Source organism: Shinella sp. GW821-FHT10F02 (assembly GCF_058809275.1).
Genome location: NZ_JBXASL010000011.1, coordinates 143,771 through 161,817, shown reverse-complemented (window position 1 = coordinate 161,817; position 18,047 = coordinate 143,771). Strand labels below are relative to the sequence as shown.

14 protein-coding genes are annotated in these 18,047 nt (G+C 64.3%); 6 read left to right on the top strand and 8 right to left on the bottom strand.

Annotated features, from left to right (window positions below):
- Positions 1–336: 336 nt before the first annotated feature.
- The 5 genes from urtA (at position 337) to urtE (ending at position 6,201) form a co-directional block, all read left to right on the top strand.
- Complete coding sequence (gene urtA, locus AC1RWL_RS29635; protein ID WP_023512565.1) at positions 337–1,629, top strand: urea ABC transporter substrate-binding protein; 1,293 nt, start codon at positions 337–339, stop codon at positions 1,627–1,629.
- A gap of 85 nt (positions 1,630–1,714) precedes the next feature.
- The gene (gene urtB / locus AC1RWL_RS29630; RefSeq protein ID WP_493096883.1) at positions 1,715–3,346 is read left to right on the top strand and encodes an urea ABC transporter permease subunit UrtB; all 1,632 of its coding nucleotides are present in this window, start codon (positions 1,715–1,717) and stop codon (positions 3,344–3,346) included.
- Positions 3,343–4,506 (top strand): urea ABC transporter permease subunit UrtC, encoded by a 1,164-nt coding sequence (urtC, locus tag AC1RWL_RS29625; RefSeq protein ID WP_493096884.1) that lies wholly within the window; start codon positions 3,343–3,345, stop codon positions 4,504–4,506. Before urtB ends, urtC begins: the two co-directional genes overlap by 4 nt.
- Positions 4,507–4,511: 5 nt before the next feature.
- Positions 4,512–5,276: an urea ABC transporter ATP-binding protein UrtD gene (gene urtD, locus AC1RWL_RS29620; protein ID WP_435268109.1), complete on the top strand. Its 765-nt coding sequence runs from the start codon at positions 4,512–4,514 to the stop codon at positions 5,274–5,276.
- 229 nt (positions 5,277–5,505) lie between these two features.
- Positions 5,506–6,201 (top strand): urea ABC transporter ATP-binding subunit UrtE, encoded by a 696-nt coding sequence (urtE, locus tag AC1RWL_RS29615; protein ID WP_435268110.1) that lies wholly within the window; start codon positions 5,506–5,508, stop codon positions 6,199–6,201.
- Positions 6,202–6,204: 3 nt separating this feature from the next.
- Here urtE and AC1RWL_RS29610 read toward each other — a convergent pair whose 3' ends face one another.
- The 3 genes from AC1RWL_RS29610 to AC1RWL_RS29600 form a co-directional block, all read right to left on the bottom strand.
- Positions 6,205–7,509 (bottom strand): tetratricopeptide repeat protein, encoded by a 1,305-nt coding sequence (locus AC1RWL_RS29610; protein ID WP_493096885.1) that lies wholly within the window; start codon positions 7,507–7,509, stop codon positions 6,205–6,207.
- 127 nt (positions 7,510–7,636) lie between these two features.
- Entirely contained in the window at positions 7,637–8,986 is a 1,350-nt protein-coding gene (locus AC1RWL_RS29605) for a sigma-54-dependent transcriptional regulator (protein WP_493096886.1), read from the bottom strand.
- Positions 8,983–10,821, bottom strand: a complete 1,839-nt coding sequence (locus AC1RWL_RS29600) for a sensor histidine kinase (protein WP_493096887.1) — start codon at positions 10,819–10,821, stop codon at positions 8,983–8,985. The genes AC1RWL_RS29605 and AC1RWL_RS29600 overlap by 4 nt, the downstream gene beginning before the upstream one ends.
- Positions 10,822–11,043: 222 nt before the next feature.
- On the opposite strand from AC1RWL_RS29600, the gene AC1RWL_RS29595 reads away from it, so the two are divergent.
- Positions 11,044–12,372, top strand: a complete 1,329-nt coding sequence (locus AC1RWL_RS29595; RefSeq protein ID WP_439629203.1) for a dicarboxylate/amino acid:cation symporter — start codon at positions 11,044–11,046, stop codon at positions 12,370–12,372.
- 63 nt (positions 12,373–12,435) lie between these two features.
- Here AC1RWL_RS29595 and AC1RWL_RS29590 read toward each other — a convergent pair whose 3' ends face one another.
- From AC1RWL_RS29590 to AC1RWL_RS29570, 5 genes are all read right to left on the bottom strand, one after another.
- Positions 12,436–13,308, bottom strand: a complete 873-nt coding sequence (locus AC1RWL_RS29590; RefSeq protein WP_493096888.1) for a hypothetical protein — start codon at positions 13,306–13,308, stop codon at positions 12,436–12,438.
- 95 nt (positions 13,309–13,403) lie between these two features.
- The gene (locus AC1RWL_RS29585) at positions 13,404–14,414 is read right to left on the bottom strand and encodes a LacI family DNA-binding transcriptional regulator (RefSeq protein ID WP_493096988.1); all 1,011 of its coding nucleotides are present in this window, start codon (positions 14,412–14,414) and stop codon (positions 13,404–13,406) included.
- A gap of 116 nt (positions 14,415–14,530) precedes the next feature.
- Positions 14,531–15,541 carry a zinc-dependent alcohol dehydrogenase family protein gene (locus AC1RWL_RS29580; RefSeq protein ID WP_493096889.1) on the bottom strand — a complete coding sequence of 337 codons (1,011 nt, stop codon included), beginning with the start codon at positions 15,539–15,541 and terminating at the stop codon, positions 14,531–14,533.
- Positions 15,541–16,311, bottom strand: a complete 771-nt coding sequence (locus tag AC1RWL_RS29575) for an L-iditol 2-dehydrogenase (protein WP_493096890.1) — start codon at positions 16,309–16,311, stop codon at positions 15,541–15,543. The genes AC1RWL_RS29580 and AC1RWL_RS29575 overlap by 1 nt, the downstream gene beginning before the upstream one ends.
- A 121-nt stretch (positions 16,312–16,432) precedes the next feature.
- A complete protein-coding gene (locus AC1RWL_RS29570; protein WP_493096891.1) occupies positions 16,433–17,743 on the bottom strand; it encodes an ABC transporter substrate-binding protein in 1,311 nt (436 codons plus the stop codon).
- Positions 17,744–18,047: the final 304 nt, after the last annotated feature.

The following is an 18,047-nucleotide window of genomic DNA, read 5'->3' as shown; positions in this document are numbered from 1 at the left end:
GCAGCCGTGAGGGACAACAGAGCGTTCCTGTCTTGACATCACACAACACAGTTGCTCGGGCTTGACCCGAGGATCCAAGCCGCGGGTGCCGTGGATCCTCGGGTCAAGCCCGAGGATGACGGAGGAGAGGGCAGTGGCCTCAACACACAAGGCCTTTCTAGCACGGATATACCGCCCCTGAAATTGGTGCAGCGCCGCAAAACTTCCCGCTTCCCCCCGGCAACTACGTAGAATGACGTATGTGCAGCGCAGCATCCCCGGCGGATAGTTTCTTAAGCAACGGTTAAACAGCTTCCGCCCCCGTTGCGGTCAAAAAGAACGAGAGGGGTTCCGACAATGTCCATCAAGGCGCGCGCCACCGGCGCATTGCTTGCTGCAATTCTTTCGACAACCGCCTTCCACGGCGCCTTCGCGGCCGACGACACGATCAAGGTCGGCATCCTGCATTCGCTTTCCGGCACCATGGCGATCTCCGAGACGACGCTCAAGGACGCCATGCTGATGCTCATCGAGGAGCAGAACAAGAAGGGCGGTCTCTTGGGCAAGAAGCTCGAAGCCGTCGTGGTCGACCCGGCCTCCGACTGGCCGCTCTTCGCCGAAAAGGCGCGCGAGCTAGTCTCCGTCAACAAGGTCTCGGCCGTGTTCGGCTGCTGGACCTCGGTGTCGCGCAAGTCGGTGCTGCCGGTCTTCGAAGAGCTGAATTCCATCCTCTTCTACCCCGTCCAGTACGAGGGTGAAGAAAGCCAGCGCAACGTCTTCTACACGGGCGCCGCACCGAACCAGCAGGCGATCCCGGCCGTCGATTATCTCGCCGAGAACGAAGGCGTCGAGCGCTGGGTTCTGGCCGGCACGGACTATGTCTATCCGCGCACGACCAACAAGATTTTGGAAGCCTACCTGATCTCCAAGGGCGTGAAGCCCGAGGACATCATGGTCAACTACACGCCGTTCGGTCACTCGGACTGGCAGACGATCGTCTCCGACATCAAGAAGTTCGGCTCAGCCGGCAAGAAGACGGCCGTCGTCTCCACCATCAACGGCGACGCCAACGTTCCCTTCTACAAGGAACTCGGCAACCAGGGCGTCAAGGCGGAAGACATTCCGGTCGTCGCCTTCTCGGTGGGTGAGGAAGAGCTCGCCGGCCTCGACACCGCGCCGCTCGTCGGGCATCTCGCCGCCTGGAACTACTTCCAGTCTGTCGACAACCCGGCGAATGCCGAGTTCATCAAGACGTGGAAGGCCTTCACCAAGAACGACAAGCGCGTCACCAACGACCCGATGGAAGCTCATTATATCGGCTTCGCCATGTGGCTGAAGGCTGTCGAAAAGGCCGGCACGACCGATACGGACGCCGTGCTCGACGCAATGATCGGCGTCTCCGTGCCGAACCTGTCGGGCGGCTTCTCCACCATGATGCCGAACCACCACATCACCAAGCCCGTGCTGATCGGCGAAATCCAGGCCGACGGCCAGTTCGAAACCGTGTGGCAGACCTCCGGCCTCGTCGTCGGCGACGAATGGTCGGACTTCCTGCCCGACTCCAAGGACCTGATCGCCGATTGGCGCAAGCCCATGGAATGCGGCAACTTCAACGTCGCCACCGGCAAGTGCGGCGGCAAGGGCTCCTGATCCTCACGGCAACCGCATTGCATCCCGGCGTTCCACGCGCCGGGATGTTTCCCTTTCCTGACGACCAGTGCTTCGAGGCCATGAGATGCACATGCGGCTCATCCATCGTTTCCTGCAATGCCTGCTCATCGCCGTCTGCGTGATGGTGACGCTGCTCGCCACCGACCTGCGCGCGGCAGACGACCTGCGCAGCATGGTCAATGCGCTGGGCGGCGGCAGTTTCCAGGAAAACCAGAAACAGGTCGAAGCGCTGGCGAAGACCGGCGACCCGAAGATCGTGCCCGCCCTTGAAGCACTCGCCGAGGGCGATCTCTACCAGCGCAAGGCCGACGGCACCGTCTTCATCGTCAAGCCGGCCGGCGCCAATTTCGCGCTCGTCGATGCCCTGACGGGCGATGCGGCCGGCGAGGAAGCCAAGGCCGCGCTCGAAAAGGTCAAGGTCAACAACGGGCTGCGCCGGGTGATCCGCGCCGCGCTCGGCGGGTTGACGCTGATGAGCCCCGACACGTCCGTACGCCTCCAGGCCGCCAGCACCATCCTGCGCACGCCATCCGCCGATACGCTCGAAGGCCTGGACGCCGCCCTTGCCGCCGAAACCGACGGCGCGGTCAAGGCCGTGCTCGAAAAGGCCCGCGCCGCCGCCATCCTGGTGTCCGATCGCCCGGTGGAGGAGAAGAAGGCGGCCGTCGCGACCGTCGTCCAGACCGGCGGGCGGGACTCGCTGTCGCTGCTCTCCGGGGCACTCGCCTCTGCCGATGAAAGCCTGCGGCCCGATATCGAAGCCGGCATCCAGCAGATCGAGGACCAGCTTGAGCTCTGGGCCGGCGCGCAGAACATCTGGTACGGCCTGTCGCTCGGCTCGGTGCTGCTGCTTGCCGCGATCGGCCTTGCCATCACCTTCGGCGTGATGGGCATCATCAACATGGCGCATGGCGAGATGGTCATGCTCGGCGCCTACACGACCTTCGTGGTGCAGGCCTATATCCGCGCTGCCTGGCCGGGCCTGTTCGAATGGTCGCTGGCGATCGCGCTGCCGCTCGCCTTCCTCGTCACCGGCGCCGTCGGCCTCGTCATGGAGCGCGGCATCATCCGCTTCCTCTACGGCCGGCCGCTCGAAACCCTGCTCGCCACCTGGGGCGTCTCGCTGATCCTGCAACAGGCCGTGCGCTCGATCTTCGGCCCGACCAACCAGGAGGTCGCCAATCCCTCCTGGATGTCCGGCGCCTTCGAACTCGGCGGGCTCACGGTCACCTGGAACCGCATGTGGATCATCGTCTTCTCGCTCGCCGTCTTCGCCTTCCTGCTCTTCCTCTTGAAGAAGACGCCGATGGGCCTGCAGATGCGCGCCGTCACGCAGAACCGCCGCATGGCCTCCTCCATGGGCATCCGCACGCCCTGGGTGGACGCACTGACCTTTGCGCTCGGCTCCGGCATCGCGGGCATTGCCGGCGTGGCGCTGAGCCAGATCGACAACGTCTCGCCGAACCTCGGCCAGGGCTACATCATCGACAGCTTCATGGTCGTGGTCTTCGGCGGCGTCGGCAATCTCTGGGGCACGCTGGTCGGCGCCTTCACGCTCGGCATCCTCAACAAGTTCCTGGAGCCCTATGCCGGCGCCGTGCTGGGTAAAATCCTCGTGCTCGTCCTCATCATCCTCTTCATCCAGAAGCGGCCGCGCGGGCTCTTCGCACTCAAAGGCAGGGCGGTGGAAGCATGATCACCTCGTTTCTCGCGAAGGCCCTCGGGCGCAACATCGTCATCACGGTCGCGATCCTGCTGGCGCTTGCTGCGCTCATTCCAGCGCTCAACCTCATGACCGCGCCGGACCACCCGCTGCATGTGCCGACCTACATCGTCTCGCTGTTCGGCAAATACCTCACCTATGCGCTCTTGGCGCTGGCGCTCGATCTCGTCTGGGGCTTCTGCGGCATCCTCTCGCTCGGCCACGCCGCCTTCTTCGCGCTCGGCGGCTATGCCATGGGCATGTATCTGATGCGCCAGATCGGCGCGCGCGGCTCCTACGGCAATCCGCTGCTGCCGGATTTCATGGTCTTCCTCAACTGGAAGGAACTGCCCTGGTTCTGGCACGGCTTCGACATGTTCTGGTTCGCCGCGCTGATGGCGGTGCTGGTGCCGGGCCTGCTCGCCTTCGTCTTCGGCTGGTTCGCCTTCCGCTCGCGCGTCAATGGCGTCTATCTTTCGATCATCACCCAGGCGATGACCTTCGCCCTGCTGCTCGCCTTCTTCCGCAACGACATGGGCTTCGGCGGCAACAACGGCCTCACCGACTTCAAGGACATTTTAGGCTTCAACATCCAGTCGAACGGCACGCGCTCGGCGCTCTTCGCGGCCTCGGCCATCGCGCTCGCCCTCTCGCTCATCATCACCTCGGGCATCGTGCGCTCGAAATACGGAAAGATCCTCGTCGGCGTGCGCGATGCGGAGAGCCGCATGCGGTTCCTCGGCTACCGCGTCGAGCACATGAAGCTCTTCGCCTTCGTGGTCTCCGCCATGATGGCGGGCGTTGCCGGCGCGCTCTACGTGCCGCAGGTCGGCATCATCAATCCCGGTGAGTTCGATCCGGCCAATTCCATCGAGGTCGTCATCTGGACGGCGGTCGGCGGGCGCGGCACGCTGATCGGCCCGATCGTCGGCGCCATCCTCGTCAACGGGGGAAAAAGCATCTTCACCGCCGCCTTCCCGGAATTCTGGCTCTTCGCGCTCGGCGGGCTCTTCGTGCTCGTCACGCTGTTCCTGCCCAAGGGCATCGTCGGCACCGCGCGGCAGTTTTTCGAGCGACGCAAGGAATACCGCAAGGCGAAGGCTGTTGAAGAGGCGCGCGCCTTTGCGGCGGCAGAACCCCAGGCGGCGGAGTAATTGGCATGAACACGCTCGCAAGCAACGCAAAACCCACCAGCATCCTCTATCTCGACGGCGTCTCCGTCTCCTTCGATGGCTTCAAGGCGCTGAATTCGCTCTCCTTCGTCATCGAGCCCGGTGAGCTTCGCGCCATCATCGGCCCGAACGGCGCCGGCAAGACGACGATGATGGACATCATCACCGGCAAGACGCGGCCGGATTCCGGCGAGGTCTTCTTCAAGGGCACGATCGACCTCACCCAGAAGGACGAAGCCGAAATCGCCCAGCTCGGCATCGGCCGAAAATTCCAGAAGCCGACGGTCTTCGAGAGCCACACCGTCTGGGACAACCTGGAACTGGCGCTCAACCGCAACCGCGGCGTCTTCTCGACGCTGTTCTATCGCCTGACCGCCGAGGACAAGGCGCGCATCGAGGAGATCCTTTCCACCGTGCGGCTCATGAACCGCAAGGACGATTTTGCGGCCAACCTCAGCCACGGCCAGAAACAATGGCTGGAGATCGGCATGTTGCTGGCGCAGGAGCCGGAATTGCTGCTGGTGGACGAACCCGTCGCCGGCATGACGGACGCCGAGACGGCGGAAACGGCGATCCTGCTGAAGGAGATCGCGAAGACCCGCTCGGTCGTCGTCGTCGAGCACGACATGGGTTTCATCCGCGACCTCGGCGTCAAGGTGACGTGCCTTGCCGAAGGCTCCGTGCTGGCGGAAGGCTCGATCGACTTCGTCAGCGCCGACCAGAAGGTCATCGAAAACTATCTGGGGAGGTGAGGGTGTATTCGGTGTTCTTGTCCTTGGAATTTGCGGCGGTGATGCCCCCCTCTGCCCTGCCGGGCATCTCCCCCACAAGGGGGGAGATCGGCAAGTGGCAGACGCTTTGCTCCCACGCGACGTTCGTAATGGGCGAGACCTCGCCCCATCCAATCTCCCCCCTTGTGGGGGAGATGCCCGGCAGGGCAGAGGGGGGTGACACGGCCTCCACCACCACAGGAGCCCAAGCATGCTGACCGTCGAAAAAGCCAACCTCCACTACGGCGCCGCGCAGGCGCTGCGCGGCATCTCGCTCACCGCCGAAATGGGCAAGATCACCTGCGTGCTCGGCCGCAACGGCGTCGGCAAGTCCAGCCTGCTGCGCGCCATCACCGGCCAGCACCCGCTCTCCGCCGGCACCGTCACGTTCAACGATGTGAAGCTCGACGGCATGGCCCCCTACAATCGTGCCAAGCACGGCATCGGCTATGTGCCACAAGGGCGCGAAATCTTTCCGCTGCTCACCGTCAAGGAAAACCTCGAATCCGGCTACGCCCCCGTGAAGCGCTCGGAACGTTTCATCCCGAACGAGATCTTCAGCCTCTTCCCGGTGCTGCAATCCATGCTCGGCCGGCGCGGCGGCGATCTGTCGGGCGGGCAGCAGCAGCAGTTGGCGATCGGCCGGGCGCTGGTGACGCGGCCCAAAATCCTCGTGCTCGACGAGCCGACCGAGGGCATCCAGCCGTCGATCATCAAGGATATCGGCCGGGCGATCAAATATCTGCGCGATTCCACCGGCATGGCCATCCTGCTCGTCGAGCAGTACCTCGATTTCTGCCGCGAGCTTGCCGACCACGTCTACATCATGGACCGCGGCGAGATCGTGCATGAGGGCGCCGCCGAGACGCTCGACACCCCGGAAGCCCGTCGGCACCTGACGGTGTGAGGCTTACTTCACCGCGCTCTTGATCTCGGTGCGCAGGTCGCGCGCCTTCAGGAAATTCGGGTTGAGCCGCAGGGCGTATTCCAGGTCCGCCAGCGCCTTCGCCGTCTCGCCCTTCTTCCGGTAGGCGGTGGCGCGGGCGTAATAGGTTTCCTCGTCGTCGAATTTCATCTGGATGGCCGTTTCGAAATCGGCGATCGCCTCGTCGTAGCGTCCGGTTTCCACCAGCACGATGCCGCGATTGTGCCGGGCATTTCTTTGCCGCGGGTTCAGCGCCAAGGCCTGGTCGAGGTCCGCCATCGCCTCCTTGAGCTTGCCGTCGCGCCGGTAGACTTCCGCGCGGTTGTTGTAGGTGTCGGCATTCCTGGGATTGAGGGCAAGCGCGGCGTTGAGGTCCGCATAGGCCTTGTCGAATTCGCCGAGCCGGTAGAGCGTGAAGCCGCGGGCCGACAGCGACCCGTCATCCTTCGCATCGAGCGCCAGGGCCTTGTCGAAACTGGCAACGGCAAGCCGCCCCTCGCCGCTTTCCGATTGCGCCACGCCGAGATTGCGCAGCGAGACGACGCGGGCGGGATCGAGGTCGAGCGCCCGGTTGAAATCCGCAATCGCCGCCGCGTAATCCCGCTTCCGCAGATAGGCGACGCCGCGCATGTCGTAATAGCCGGGGTTCCGGGCGTCGATCCGGATGGCTTCGGAGAGATCGGCGATGCCCGCCTCCACCTTTCCCATCTCCAGCCGGGTGGAACCGCGGCTTTGCAGGGTCTCGGCGCGTTTTGGTTCCAGCGTCAGGGCCTGGTCGTAATCGGCCATGGCGCGCGAAAAATCACCCTTCATTGCATGGGCCGAGCCGCGCGAATTGTAGGAATTGGCGGTCGGCCGGCGCAGGATCGCCTCGTCGAAATCGGCAATGCCCTTGTCGACATCGCCGAGCCGCACATGGGCGACGCCGCGGTTCTGGTAGGTGTCGGCGCGGGTCGGATCGAGCGTCAGGGCCGCGTCGAAATCCGGCAGCGCCTTTGCCACGTCGCCGGCCAGCAGATAGGCCATGCCGCGGTTGTGGCGGGCGGTCGCGTTGTCGGGCACGAGGTCGATGACGGCCGTGAAATCGGCGATCGCCTTGTCGAATTGGCCCGCCTGCAAATGGAGCTTGCCGCGTTCGTTATAGGGGATGGCATTCTTCGGATCGAGGCGGATCGCCCGGTCGAAGTCGGCGATCGTCTGGCCGGCAGCGGCATTGCCGCCACTTTGCTGGGCCTCGGCGGCAGGCGAAAGCGCCAGCCAGAGCGCGATTGCGCCAATTGCAGCTTTCATGCCGATCCTCCGTTTACGGCAAGTTTCGCGGATCGTCCGTCAGGCCCCCCGAATGATCCAGCCGGATGTTAGGACATTCCGAACCGCTTCGCCGTGGCGAAGGTGCAACTGTTGCTGATGATTGTGCTCAGGACTCGCCCTTTGCGGAAAATTCCCGCCGCACGATGCCGTGGCGCTGGAGCTTGTCGTAGAAGGTTTTGCGCGGGATGCCGAGGGCCGCGATCGTCTCCTGCACGTCGCCGCCATGGGCCGACAGCGTGTCGCGGATGATCTCTGCCTCCAGCCGCTCCAGCCGCTCGGGCAGCGTGCCGCCCGCGGCGGCAACGGACGGGACAGGCGTGGCGGCCGAAGGCATCAGGCCCAGCACCGCGCGCTCAGCGAAATGGGAAAGCTCGCGCACATTGCCCGGCCAGTCGTGTTCGCGCAGATGACGCAGGATTTCGGCCGAAAGCCCGGGTGCGGCGTGCTGGAAGCGCCGGGCGGCGCGCTCGGCGAAATAGCTGAAGAGCAGCGGAATGTCCTCGCGCCGCTCGCGCAGCGGCGGAATGGCGAGCGACACGACGTTAAGACGATAATAGAGATCCTCGCGAAAGGCCTTGCGCTGCACGGGATCGGCAAGGTCCACCTTGGCGGCGGCGACAATGCGGATGTCGACCGGCCGCACCTCGTTGGTGCCAAGCGGCGTCACCTCGCGCAGTTCCAGCACGCGCAGCATCTGGATCTGGGTGGAGAGCGGCATGCTTTCCAATTCGTCGAGGAACAGCGTACCGCCGCTCGAATGTTCGATGCGGCCGATGCGCTTCTTCTGCGCGCCGGTGAAGGCGCCGGGCTCGTGGCCGAACAGTTCGCTCTCGATCACCTGTTCGGGCATCGCCCCGCAATTGAGCGCCACGAAATGGCCCTTCGCCCTGCGGCTCCAGCCGTGCAGCAGGCGGGCGACGACCTCCTTGCCGCTGCCCGTCTCGCCCGTCACCAGCACGTCGACATCGGTATCGGCGATCTGCCGCAATGTCTGGCGCAGGCGGTCCATCACCGGCGTCTGGCCGATCAGCGGAAAATCATCCTCCGCCTGCCGTGCGGCCTCGCGCAGCCGGCGGTTTTCGAGAACGAGGCCGCGCTTTTCCGCGGCGCGGCGCACGCACTGGATCAGCCGCTCGGCCGGGAAGGGCTTGGCGATGAAGTCGTAGACGCCATCCTGGATCGCCTTGACGGCGGTCGGAATATCGCCGTGGCCGGTGACAAGGATCACCGGGATTTCGGCGTCGAGGCCCTGGATACGCTCGAAAAGCTGGAGCCCGTCCATGCCCGGCATGCGGATATCCGAGACGACGACGCCGGCAAAATCCCGGTCGAGCATGCCGAGCGCGTCCGTGGCCGCACCGAGCGGCGAGACGTCGAAACCCGCCAGCTCCAGCGTCTGCGCGGTGGCGCGCAGGAGCTGCCGGTCGTCGTCGATGAGGAGGACGGGCGTCGTCATGCCGGCGCCTTTCTGAGATGGACCTTGAAGCAGGCGCCACGCTCGCCCGTCTCCACCTCCAGCCGTCCGCCATAATCGGAGACGATGTCCTTCGCGATGACGAGACCGAGACCGAGGCCTTTTTCCTTCGACGTGTTAAAGGGCTCGAACAGCGAGCCGAGGATGGCGGGCGAGAGACCGGGGCCGTTGTCGGCGACCGCGATGACGACCTCGCCATTCGCGACGACCGACACGTCGACGCGGCCGTCCGCCTGGTCCCCCACGGCCTCCAGCGCATTCTGGAAGAGGTTGATGAACACCTGCTCCAGCCGCAACCGGTTGCCCATCACGCTCAGCCCTTCCGGCAGCGGCGCGATGATCAGGCGTTCCAGCCGGCCGGTGAAACGGCTGCGCAGCAGCATGATCGCGCCGTCGACGACGTCGCGCAGCGCCACCGGCTCCTCGCCGGAGCGGCCCTTGCGGGCGAGCGCCTTGAGGTCTTCGGTGATCGTCGCGATGCGGTCGGTGAGGCCAGCGATGAGATCGAGGTTTTCCAAGACCGGCTCCGGCTTGCTGCGCGCCAAAAAAACCTTGGAATTGTCGGCATAGGCGCGGATGGTGGCGAGCGGCTGGTTGATTTCATGCGCCACGCCCGCCGCCACCTGGCCGAGAATGGCGAGACGGTTCGCCTGCACCAGATCCTGCTGCACGGCCTGCAGCTTCGTCTCGGTCTCGCGGTGGTCGGCGATTTCGGCTTGCAGGTGGTCGCGGGCGAGGCTCAAGTCGCGGGTGCGCTCGATCACGCGGCGTTCCAGCTCCTCGCGCGCCGCCTGGTCGCGGGCGATGGTGGCGAGCGCCATCTGGCGGCGGCGCAGCCAGATTGCGGCGGCAAGCGTGATTGCGCCAAGCGCCAACACGGCCAGAAGGCGCGCCTCGCGCATGCTGGTCGCGACGGCATCGGCGACAGGCACCAGATATTCGAACTGCCAGGGCGTGGTGGCGACCGGCGTGGTGATGCGCAGATAGGCCTCCGCACCGCCGCCCGGCTGCACGGCGCGGATGACGCGGCTGTCCGCCGTCTCCTCGAAGGGCAGCGGCGCCAGCGGCGCCTCGCCGAATTGCAGGCTTTCGCGAATGGCCGCAAGGCTTTCGGCCGGCAGCCGCTCGGTGGTCATGAAACGCCAGGAGGGGATGCTGGTGATCAGCACCACATGGTCGGCATCGACGACATAGGAGGGGCGCTGCGTCTCGTGCCAGTCCCGTTCGAGCTGGTCGAACTCCATCTTGACCACGACGACACCGAGCGGCGTTTGCGCCGGGCCGATGCGGTGCGAGATATAGAGCCCGGGCCGCTTGCTAACCGAACCCAGCGCAAAATGCTCGGCCGTGCCCTCCGCCATCGCGCGGGAAAAATAGGCGCGGAAGGAATAGTCGTTGCCGACGAAGCTGGTCGGCTCGCGCCAGTTGCTCGCGGAAATCGCCACGCCCTTGGGGTCGATCACATAGATCACCGCGGCGCTGGTGCCGGCGACGAGGTCTTCCAGCTTGCGGTCGAGGAAGCTGCGTTTGGCTGGGTCGGCGCCCGCCAGCGCCTCCGTGACATCCCGGTCGCGCGACAGCAGGAAGGGCAGCGCCCGCGGGCGCTCCAGCACCGCGCGCAGCAGCGCCACCTTGAGGTTCGCATCCGTGCGACCCTGCGCCTCCAGCGTTGAAAGGGCAGCAGAGCGGCCATAGACCCCGGCGGCATAAAGCGCCGCGATCGACACCAGCAGCAGCACGAGGGCAAACGCCACCCACTGCCGCCGCGTTGCGCGGGAGAGGGTCTTTTGCGTGCTGGTTTGCGCTAGCGCGTCCATCGCGGATTTTGAGCATGAAACCGCACGACACTCAAGGATTTTCGTGCGGATATCCGCACAGACGCGGATCACAGTTCGTGCAGTCGAAAATAAAATAAAGCTATTACATGCACTTAACCTCACCAATGCGAACTGGCACGCCCCTTGCTGAGCTTGTGCCAGTTTCAGCAAGTCACCCTGGGAAGAGCCGGTTTTCCGGTTGGGGTGTAAAAGGAGGAAGTCATGCATATCCCGTCTGCAGACGCGCAACCGCGTGCCAAAATCCCGTTCTACCGCCACCTCTATGTCCAGGTCATCGTCGCCATCGTCGCCGGCATGCTGGTCGGCCACTACTATCCCGATTTCGGCGCCAGCCTGAAGCCGCTCGGCGATGCCTTCATCAAGCTCGTCAAGATGATCATCGCCCCGGTGATCTTCCTGACCGTCGCGACCGGCATTGCCGGCATGTCGGACCTGAAGAAGGTGGGCCGCGTCGCCGGCAAGGCGATGCTCTACTTCCTCACCTTCTCGACGCTGGCCCTGGTCGTCGGCATGATCGTCGCCAATGTCATCCAGCCGGGTGCGGGCATGCATATCGACCCCGCCTCGCTCGATGCCAATGCGGTGGCGACCTATGCCTCCAAGGCGCATGAATCGACCATCACCGGTTTCCTGATGAACATCATCCCGCAGACCATCGTCGGCGCCTTCGCCGAGGGCGATATCCTGCAGGTGCTGTTCTTCTCCGTGCTGTTCGGCATCGCGCTCGGCATGGTCGGCGAACAGGGCAAGCCGGTCGTCGATTTTCTCCAGGCGCTGACGAACCCGATCTTCCGGCTGGTGGCCATCCTCATGAAGGCCGCCCCCATCGGCGCCTTCGGCGCCATGGCCTTTACCATCGGCAAATACGGCATCGGCTCGGTCGCCAACCTCGCCTTCCTGATCGCCACCTTCTACCTCACCGCCTTCGTCTTCGTCTTCGTCGTGCTGGGTGCCGTCGCCAAGTACAACGGGTTCTCCATCCTGGCGCTCATCCGCTACATCAAGGAAGAGCTGCTGCTGGTGCTCGGCACTTCGTCGTCCGAGGCCGCCCTTCCGGGCCTGATGCAGAAGATGGAACGCGCCGGCTGCAAGCGCTCGGTCGTCGGCCTCGTCATCCCGACGGGCTATTCGTTCAACCTCGACGGCACCAACATCTACATGACGCTCGCAGCCCTCTTCATCGCCCAGGCGGTCGATATCAACCTGTCGTTCGGCGACCAGGTGCTGCTGCTGCTCGTCGCCATGCTGAGCTCCAAGGGTGCCGCGGGCATCACGGGTGCCGGCTTCATCACGCTGGCCGCCACGCTCTCGGTCGTGCCCTCCGTGCCGGTCGCCGGCATGGCGCTGATCCTCGGCATCGACCGCTTCATGTCGGAATGCCGCGCGCTCACCAACTTCATCGGCAATGCGGTCGCCACCATCGTCGTCGCCCGCTGGGAAAACGAACTCGACGTCGAGAAGCTCAACGCCGCACTCAGCGGCGGCCGCGAGCCCATCGCCGACACGCCGGCGCTCCAGCCGGCCGAGTGATCCTCAGCCTTTGAACAAATTTACAACCCTGCGAAAGCGGGGTTGTCTTTTTTTGGGGGACCATCAGGACGTCCGGCGCCCGAAGGGTTTTTGCCCGGCCGGGCGCAGGTTTCGCGCCGTCTCGGCGATGCCGGCAAGGCTGGCGAGCGCCTGCTGGCGGATCTGCTCCATTCGCGGGTCGCGCATCGGTGCAGAGCGCCACGCCGGGCTTCCCGGCCGGCGATAATGCGTGTGCGGCACGGAGAGAATGTCGTGCTCGCCGACGATGACGACCATCTCCTGCGGCAACACGAGCGCCGCGACGATATCGTGCATGCAGCGATGGAACTCGACGGCGATCAGGGCGTCGAAGACCACCTCCGCATAGGCGACGAGATCGCGGTCCAGCGGCTCCCGCACGATGCCGTAATAATAGTCGTCGCCGCGCGGGATGACATGCGCCACGGCCAGCACCTCCTGCATGCCATCGAGACCTGTGGATTCGAGCGCATCGAAGCCGCCCTGCCAGGCGCTTGCGGTCGCATTGTATTCGCCGGCAATCTCGGCATCGGATCTTGCGAGGAAGTCGTAGGTGCTGCGCTGGTAGAGGCTGAGCTCGACGCCCTGGACGAAGCGACCGTCCGCAGCACGCGCCCGCTCATGCACCGACAGGTCGATCTCCAGGCCGGTGAAAGTCTCGATCGCGCCATGGCGATGGTGCGCGATGTTGAACATCAGCTCCGTCGCGCGCTGGATGTCTCCGCTCGCGTCGCTGATCCGCAGCCCGAGAACGGCATCGAAGGCGCGCACCGGAAGGTCCTTCAGCACGCCGGCGAGATGGTCCTTTCCATCCGCGAAGGCGCGCCGTTCGATAATCTCCCTGGTAATGGCGAAAATCGTCTTCTTCCAATCGCGGAATTCCTCGATCAGCCGGACACGTTCAGGATCGACAGTCATGGACGAAGGCCCCCGTTTTGGCCCGTTGTAGCATCCGGGCCTTAAAAGAGTTTCGTCGTGCTTCGTTCAATTTGAGGCAATGCAACCCGCGGCTGTCACGCCGAGCGGCGCAGCATCAGGTCCGATTTCAGGAGAATCTGGTCCTTGCTGGAGGTGGGGTCCTCCGTGTCGCTGAGCTTGCGCAGCAGGAGCTCGATCGCCAGCCGGCCGATCTCGTTGTAGTTCTGCGCCACCGTTGTGATGGGCGGGCAGGCATATTGTGACAGGGGATGGTCGTCATGGCCGGCGACGCGCAGGTCGTAATCCGCGCCGTGGCCAACCTTCAGCCCCTTCTGCCAGGCGGCCGCAATGACGCCGAAGGCCAGGCGATCGTTGGCGCAGAGGATGGTGCGCGAGGCGAGCGCGTCCGGCTTCTCGAAAAGACGGCTTGCCTCTTCGAAGGCGAAGCGCTCGAAATCCCAGGTCGTGGCGTTTGCGACGGGCAGGATGTGCGGCTCGACATTCAGCCGCGCCATCGCCTCGCGATAGGCGCTGAGGCGGGTGGCGGCATTGGTGTTGACGTTGGGCATGCCGAAATAGCAGGGCGGCTCGCCGGAGCGGCAGAGATAGTCGACGATCAACCCGAAGCTCTGGCGATTGTCCGTGCCGACGAAGGCGGAGGTCTCGTCGATCGGCGAATCGACATAGACCAGCGGGATGGACTGGCCGAGCTGCTCCAGCGTCGTCTGGCGCGCGCCCACACCGAGCGGAGCGATGATGGCGCCCGCCACGTTCATCGACTTGAAGGTCTTGATCGCATTGTCCTCCATCTCCTTGCGCCCATCCGAGGAGAGAACGAAGGCGAGGAAGCCGGCCTCGTTGGCGATAAGCTCGATGCGCCGCGTCAGCGCCATGTAGAAAGGATCGGTGGAGTTCGGGATGACCACGCCGAGGATGTTGGAGCGACGGCGGTTGAGGTTGACGGCAAAAATGTTCGGCCGGAAGCCGGATTTCTTCAGCGCCTCCTCGATGGCGTCGCGCGTGCGCTTGCGCACCGAGGAGGGGTCGTTGAAGTATTTCGACACCGTGGGCCGGGACAGGCCGACGAACTCGGAAAAATCCTCCATTGTCCTGATCGACTTGGCCAAGCCTGGCGCTCCTTGCGGGTTCTGCTCTCGCCTTCTTAACCGGCCTGATTTCGCGCGCAAAGCCGAAATCCTAGCCGGCCACAGGAGGTTGGCGATCAGTCGGCGACGAATTGCACCTTCATCGTGGCGGGGTCCGTCGGCTTCTTCGTGAAGAAGGGGAGAATGTCGGCGAGCGGCAGCCGGTGCGAGACGAGTTTCGCCATGCGGCCGTCGTCCCGTTTGAGGATGTCCAGCGCATCGGGGATGTTGCGGTTCAGCGAATGGGAGCCGACGAGCTTCAATTGCCGGCGGAAGATCTCGAAGGGCGCCACGGAGATGCGGGCATCCGGCGCGCAGACGCCGAAGATGAGCGCCGTGCCGCCATCGGCGAGAAGATCGATCATGCCTTCCACGACGCTGGCAATGCCAGTGGCATCGGCCACGAAATCATAGGAGCGCCGCTTGGCCGCCAGTTCCTTGGAGCCAGAGACGATGCCGCCAAGGCCGAGTTCGGCGGCGAAGGCAAGGCGGCTTTCGTTGATGTCGGCGACCGTGACGTTCTCAGCCCCCTCCGCCTTCAGCGACAGCGCCAGAAACAGGCCGATCGGCCCGGCGCCGATGACCAGCGCGTCCTTGGGCATCGGCGCGCCGTGGCGCAGGCCCGCGGCACCCAGCCCGTTCAGCACGCAGGCGAGCGGCTCGGCAAGTGCTGCGACGGAATAGGGCATGTCGCCGATGCCGTGCAGGTGTTCGGCGCGCACCACGCTGTATTCGGCAAAGCCGCCATCGTGCGAGACGCCATAGGCCTTGAGGTCGCGGCAGAGATTGGTCAGCCCCTTGCGGCAGGACGGGCAGTTGCCGCAGGGCAGGTTGGGATCGACGGCGACGCGGTCGCCGGTGCGAAAGCCGGTGACGTCGGCGGCAAGGGCCGCGATCTCGCCGGCATATTCATGGCCCGGCACCACCGGAAAGGCGCCGTCGCCATAGCGCGCGTGCAGCACGTCAATATCGGTGTGGCAAAGGCCGGAGGCCTTGACGCGGATGAGCGCATGGCCGGCGGGCAGGTCGCCGAGGTCGAGCTCGGCAAGCGACGCCTCGCCCTTGCCGGTGAAGCGGATCGCCTGCATCAGCTCATCCAGTTCCCGCCGTCGACATTGTATGTCTGGGCGAGGATATAGTCGCTGTCCTTGGAGGCGAGGAAGACGGCGAGGCCCTTGATGTCATCCGGCGTGGCGAAGCGGCCGATCGGCACGGATTTCGCGACCGAAGCCTTCTTCTCGCCCGGCTTCAAGCCTTCCCATTCGGCAAATTTCGCATCCACCACATCCCAGTGCTCGCCATCGACGACGCCCGGTGCAATCGCGTTGACGTTGATGCCGTGTTTGACGAGCGCGAGCGCCGCCGATTGCGTCGCGGAAATGATCGCGGCCTTGGAAGCGCAGTAAAGCGTCACCAGCGCTTCGCCGCGCCGGCCGGCCTGGCTTGCCATGTTGATGATCTTGCCGCCGCGCCCGCGCGCGATCATGACGTTGGCGACCGCCTTCATGGTGAACAGCGGCCCCTTGAGATTGACGTCGAAGACGCGATCGTAACTCTCCTCGGTGATCGCCTGGATCGGCGCCATGTCGAAGATCGCGGCATTGTTGACGAGGATGTCGATGCCGCCGAAATCCGCGTCGATCTTTTTGACGACGGCGTCGATGTCGGCGAGGTTGGTGACGTCGAGCTTGATGGCGCTGGCCGCAGGACCAATCGAGGCGGCCGCTTCGCTGGCGCGTTCCAGGTTGATATCGGCGATGATCACGCGCGCGCCCTCGGCCACGAAGGCTTCCGCAAAGCCGAGGCCGATGCCGCGTGCGCCGCCGGTGATGAGGGCTATCTTGTCCTGCAATCTCATGTGTCTCTCCATCCGGTCGCCTGGCGAGGCCGGTTCACAAGCATAGTCTGGCATTCGAGAAACCCGGCGCCAAGGCGCCGGGCTTCCGGGAGGACCTGCGGCGACGCCGCAGGCTGGAACCCTACTTGATGTAGCCGGCGCGCGTCATATCGCGCTCGACCTGGGTCTGCGAGGCGTCCAGCGCCGCATCCACCGTCTGCTGCCCGGCGAGCGCCGCGCTGATCTGCTGGCCGACGAAGGTGCCGATCGCCTGGAATTCCGGAATGGCGACGAACTGCACGCCGGTATAGGGCACCGGATCCTTGGTGGGCTTCGACGGATCGGCCGACAGGATCGCCTGCAGCACGGTTTCGGCGAAGGGCGCGGCCTTCTGGTATTCGGCAAGCGCGTAGGTGGATTTGCGCGTGCCCGGCGGCACGGCGACCCAGCCTTCGCTTTCGCCGACCAGCTTCACATAGTCCTTCGACGTCGCCCATTTCAGGAAGGATTTCGCGACTTCGGCCTTCTGCGAGGTTGCCGGAATGGCGAGGTTCCACGACCAGGACCAGCTTGATCCGTTGGCCGTCTCGGCCGTCGGCGAGCGGGTGAAGGCGATCTTGTCGGCGACCTGGCTTTGCTTCGGATCATAGACGCGGCCCGCCGCCGAGGTGGCGTCGATCCACATGGCGCAATGGCCGGTGGCAAACAGCGTCTGGTTCTCGTTGAAGCCGTTGGCGGTGGCGCCCGCCGGGCCGTATCCGCCGAGCAGCGCAACATAGTCGGTGATCGCCTTCTTCCACGGCTCGGAGTTGAGCTGCGGCTTCCAGTCCATGTCGAACCAGCGGCCGCCATAGGCGTTCACCATGGTGCCGACGAAGGCCATGTTCTCGCCCCAGCCCGGCTTGCCGCGCAGGCAGATGCCATATTGCTGCTTGTCCTTGTCGGTGAGCTTTGCGGCGAATTCCTTGATTTGCTCGTAGGTCGGCTGTTCCGGCATGGTCAGGCCGGCGGCATCGAACAGGTCCTTGCGGTAGAGCGTGAACGAGCTTTCCGTGTAGAACGGCACGGCATAGAGCTTGCCGTCGACGGTCAGGCCCGCCTTGATCGGCTCCAGAAGGTCGGCGTAGTCGTAGTCGTCGCCGAGATCGTCGACCGGCGTCAGCCAGCCCTGCTTGCCCCAGATCGGCGCTTCGTAGCCGCCGATGGTCATGATGTCGAACTGGCCGCCCTTGGTGGCGATGTCGGTCGTCACGCGCTCGCGCAGCACGTTTTCTTCCAGAACGATCCAGTTGATCTTGTTGCCGGTTTCCTTCTCCCAGGCGGCCGACAGCTTCTGCATGATGATCATGTCGCCATTGTTGACGGTGGCGATGCTGATCTCCTCGGCCTGCGCCAGCCCGGCTGCAAGGGCAAACATGGCAGTCGACGAGAGAATGCGGGTAAGGGTCCTCATGAGTCCGTTCCTCCTTTACGGATGCACACGCATAAAGCTACATGCGTAAATTTTTATCAGGCAAGACGGGGTAAGTTGTCAAGCGACAAAATCGGCCGGTTTTTCATCGTTTGTCGCGGCGATTTTCTAAATATCTGATAATAAAGCGGTAATTTCCGTTCCATTTTGCAGCGCGGAATCTGATTTGCTGCGTTGCCGCATAATATGATCCTGAAGAATTGTTTACGCGCGTCAAATTACCTTGACTTTTCCGTCACCAATCCGCACTCTCCGGGACAGAATGGATGCGCCCGCAGGGAGAGAG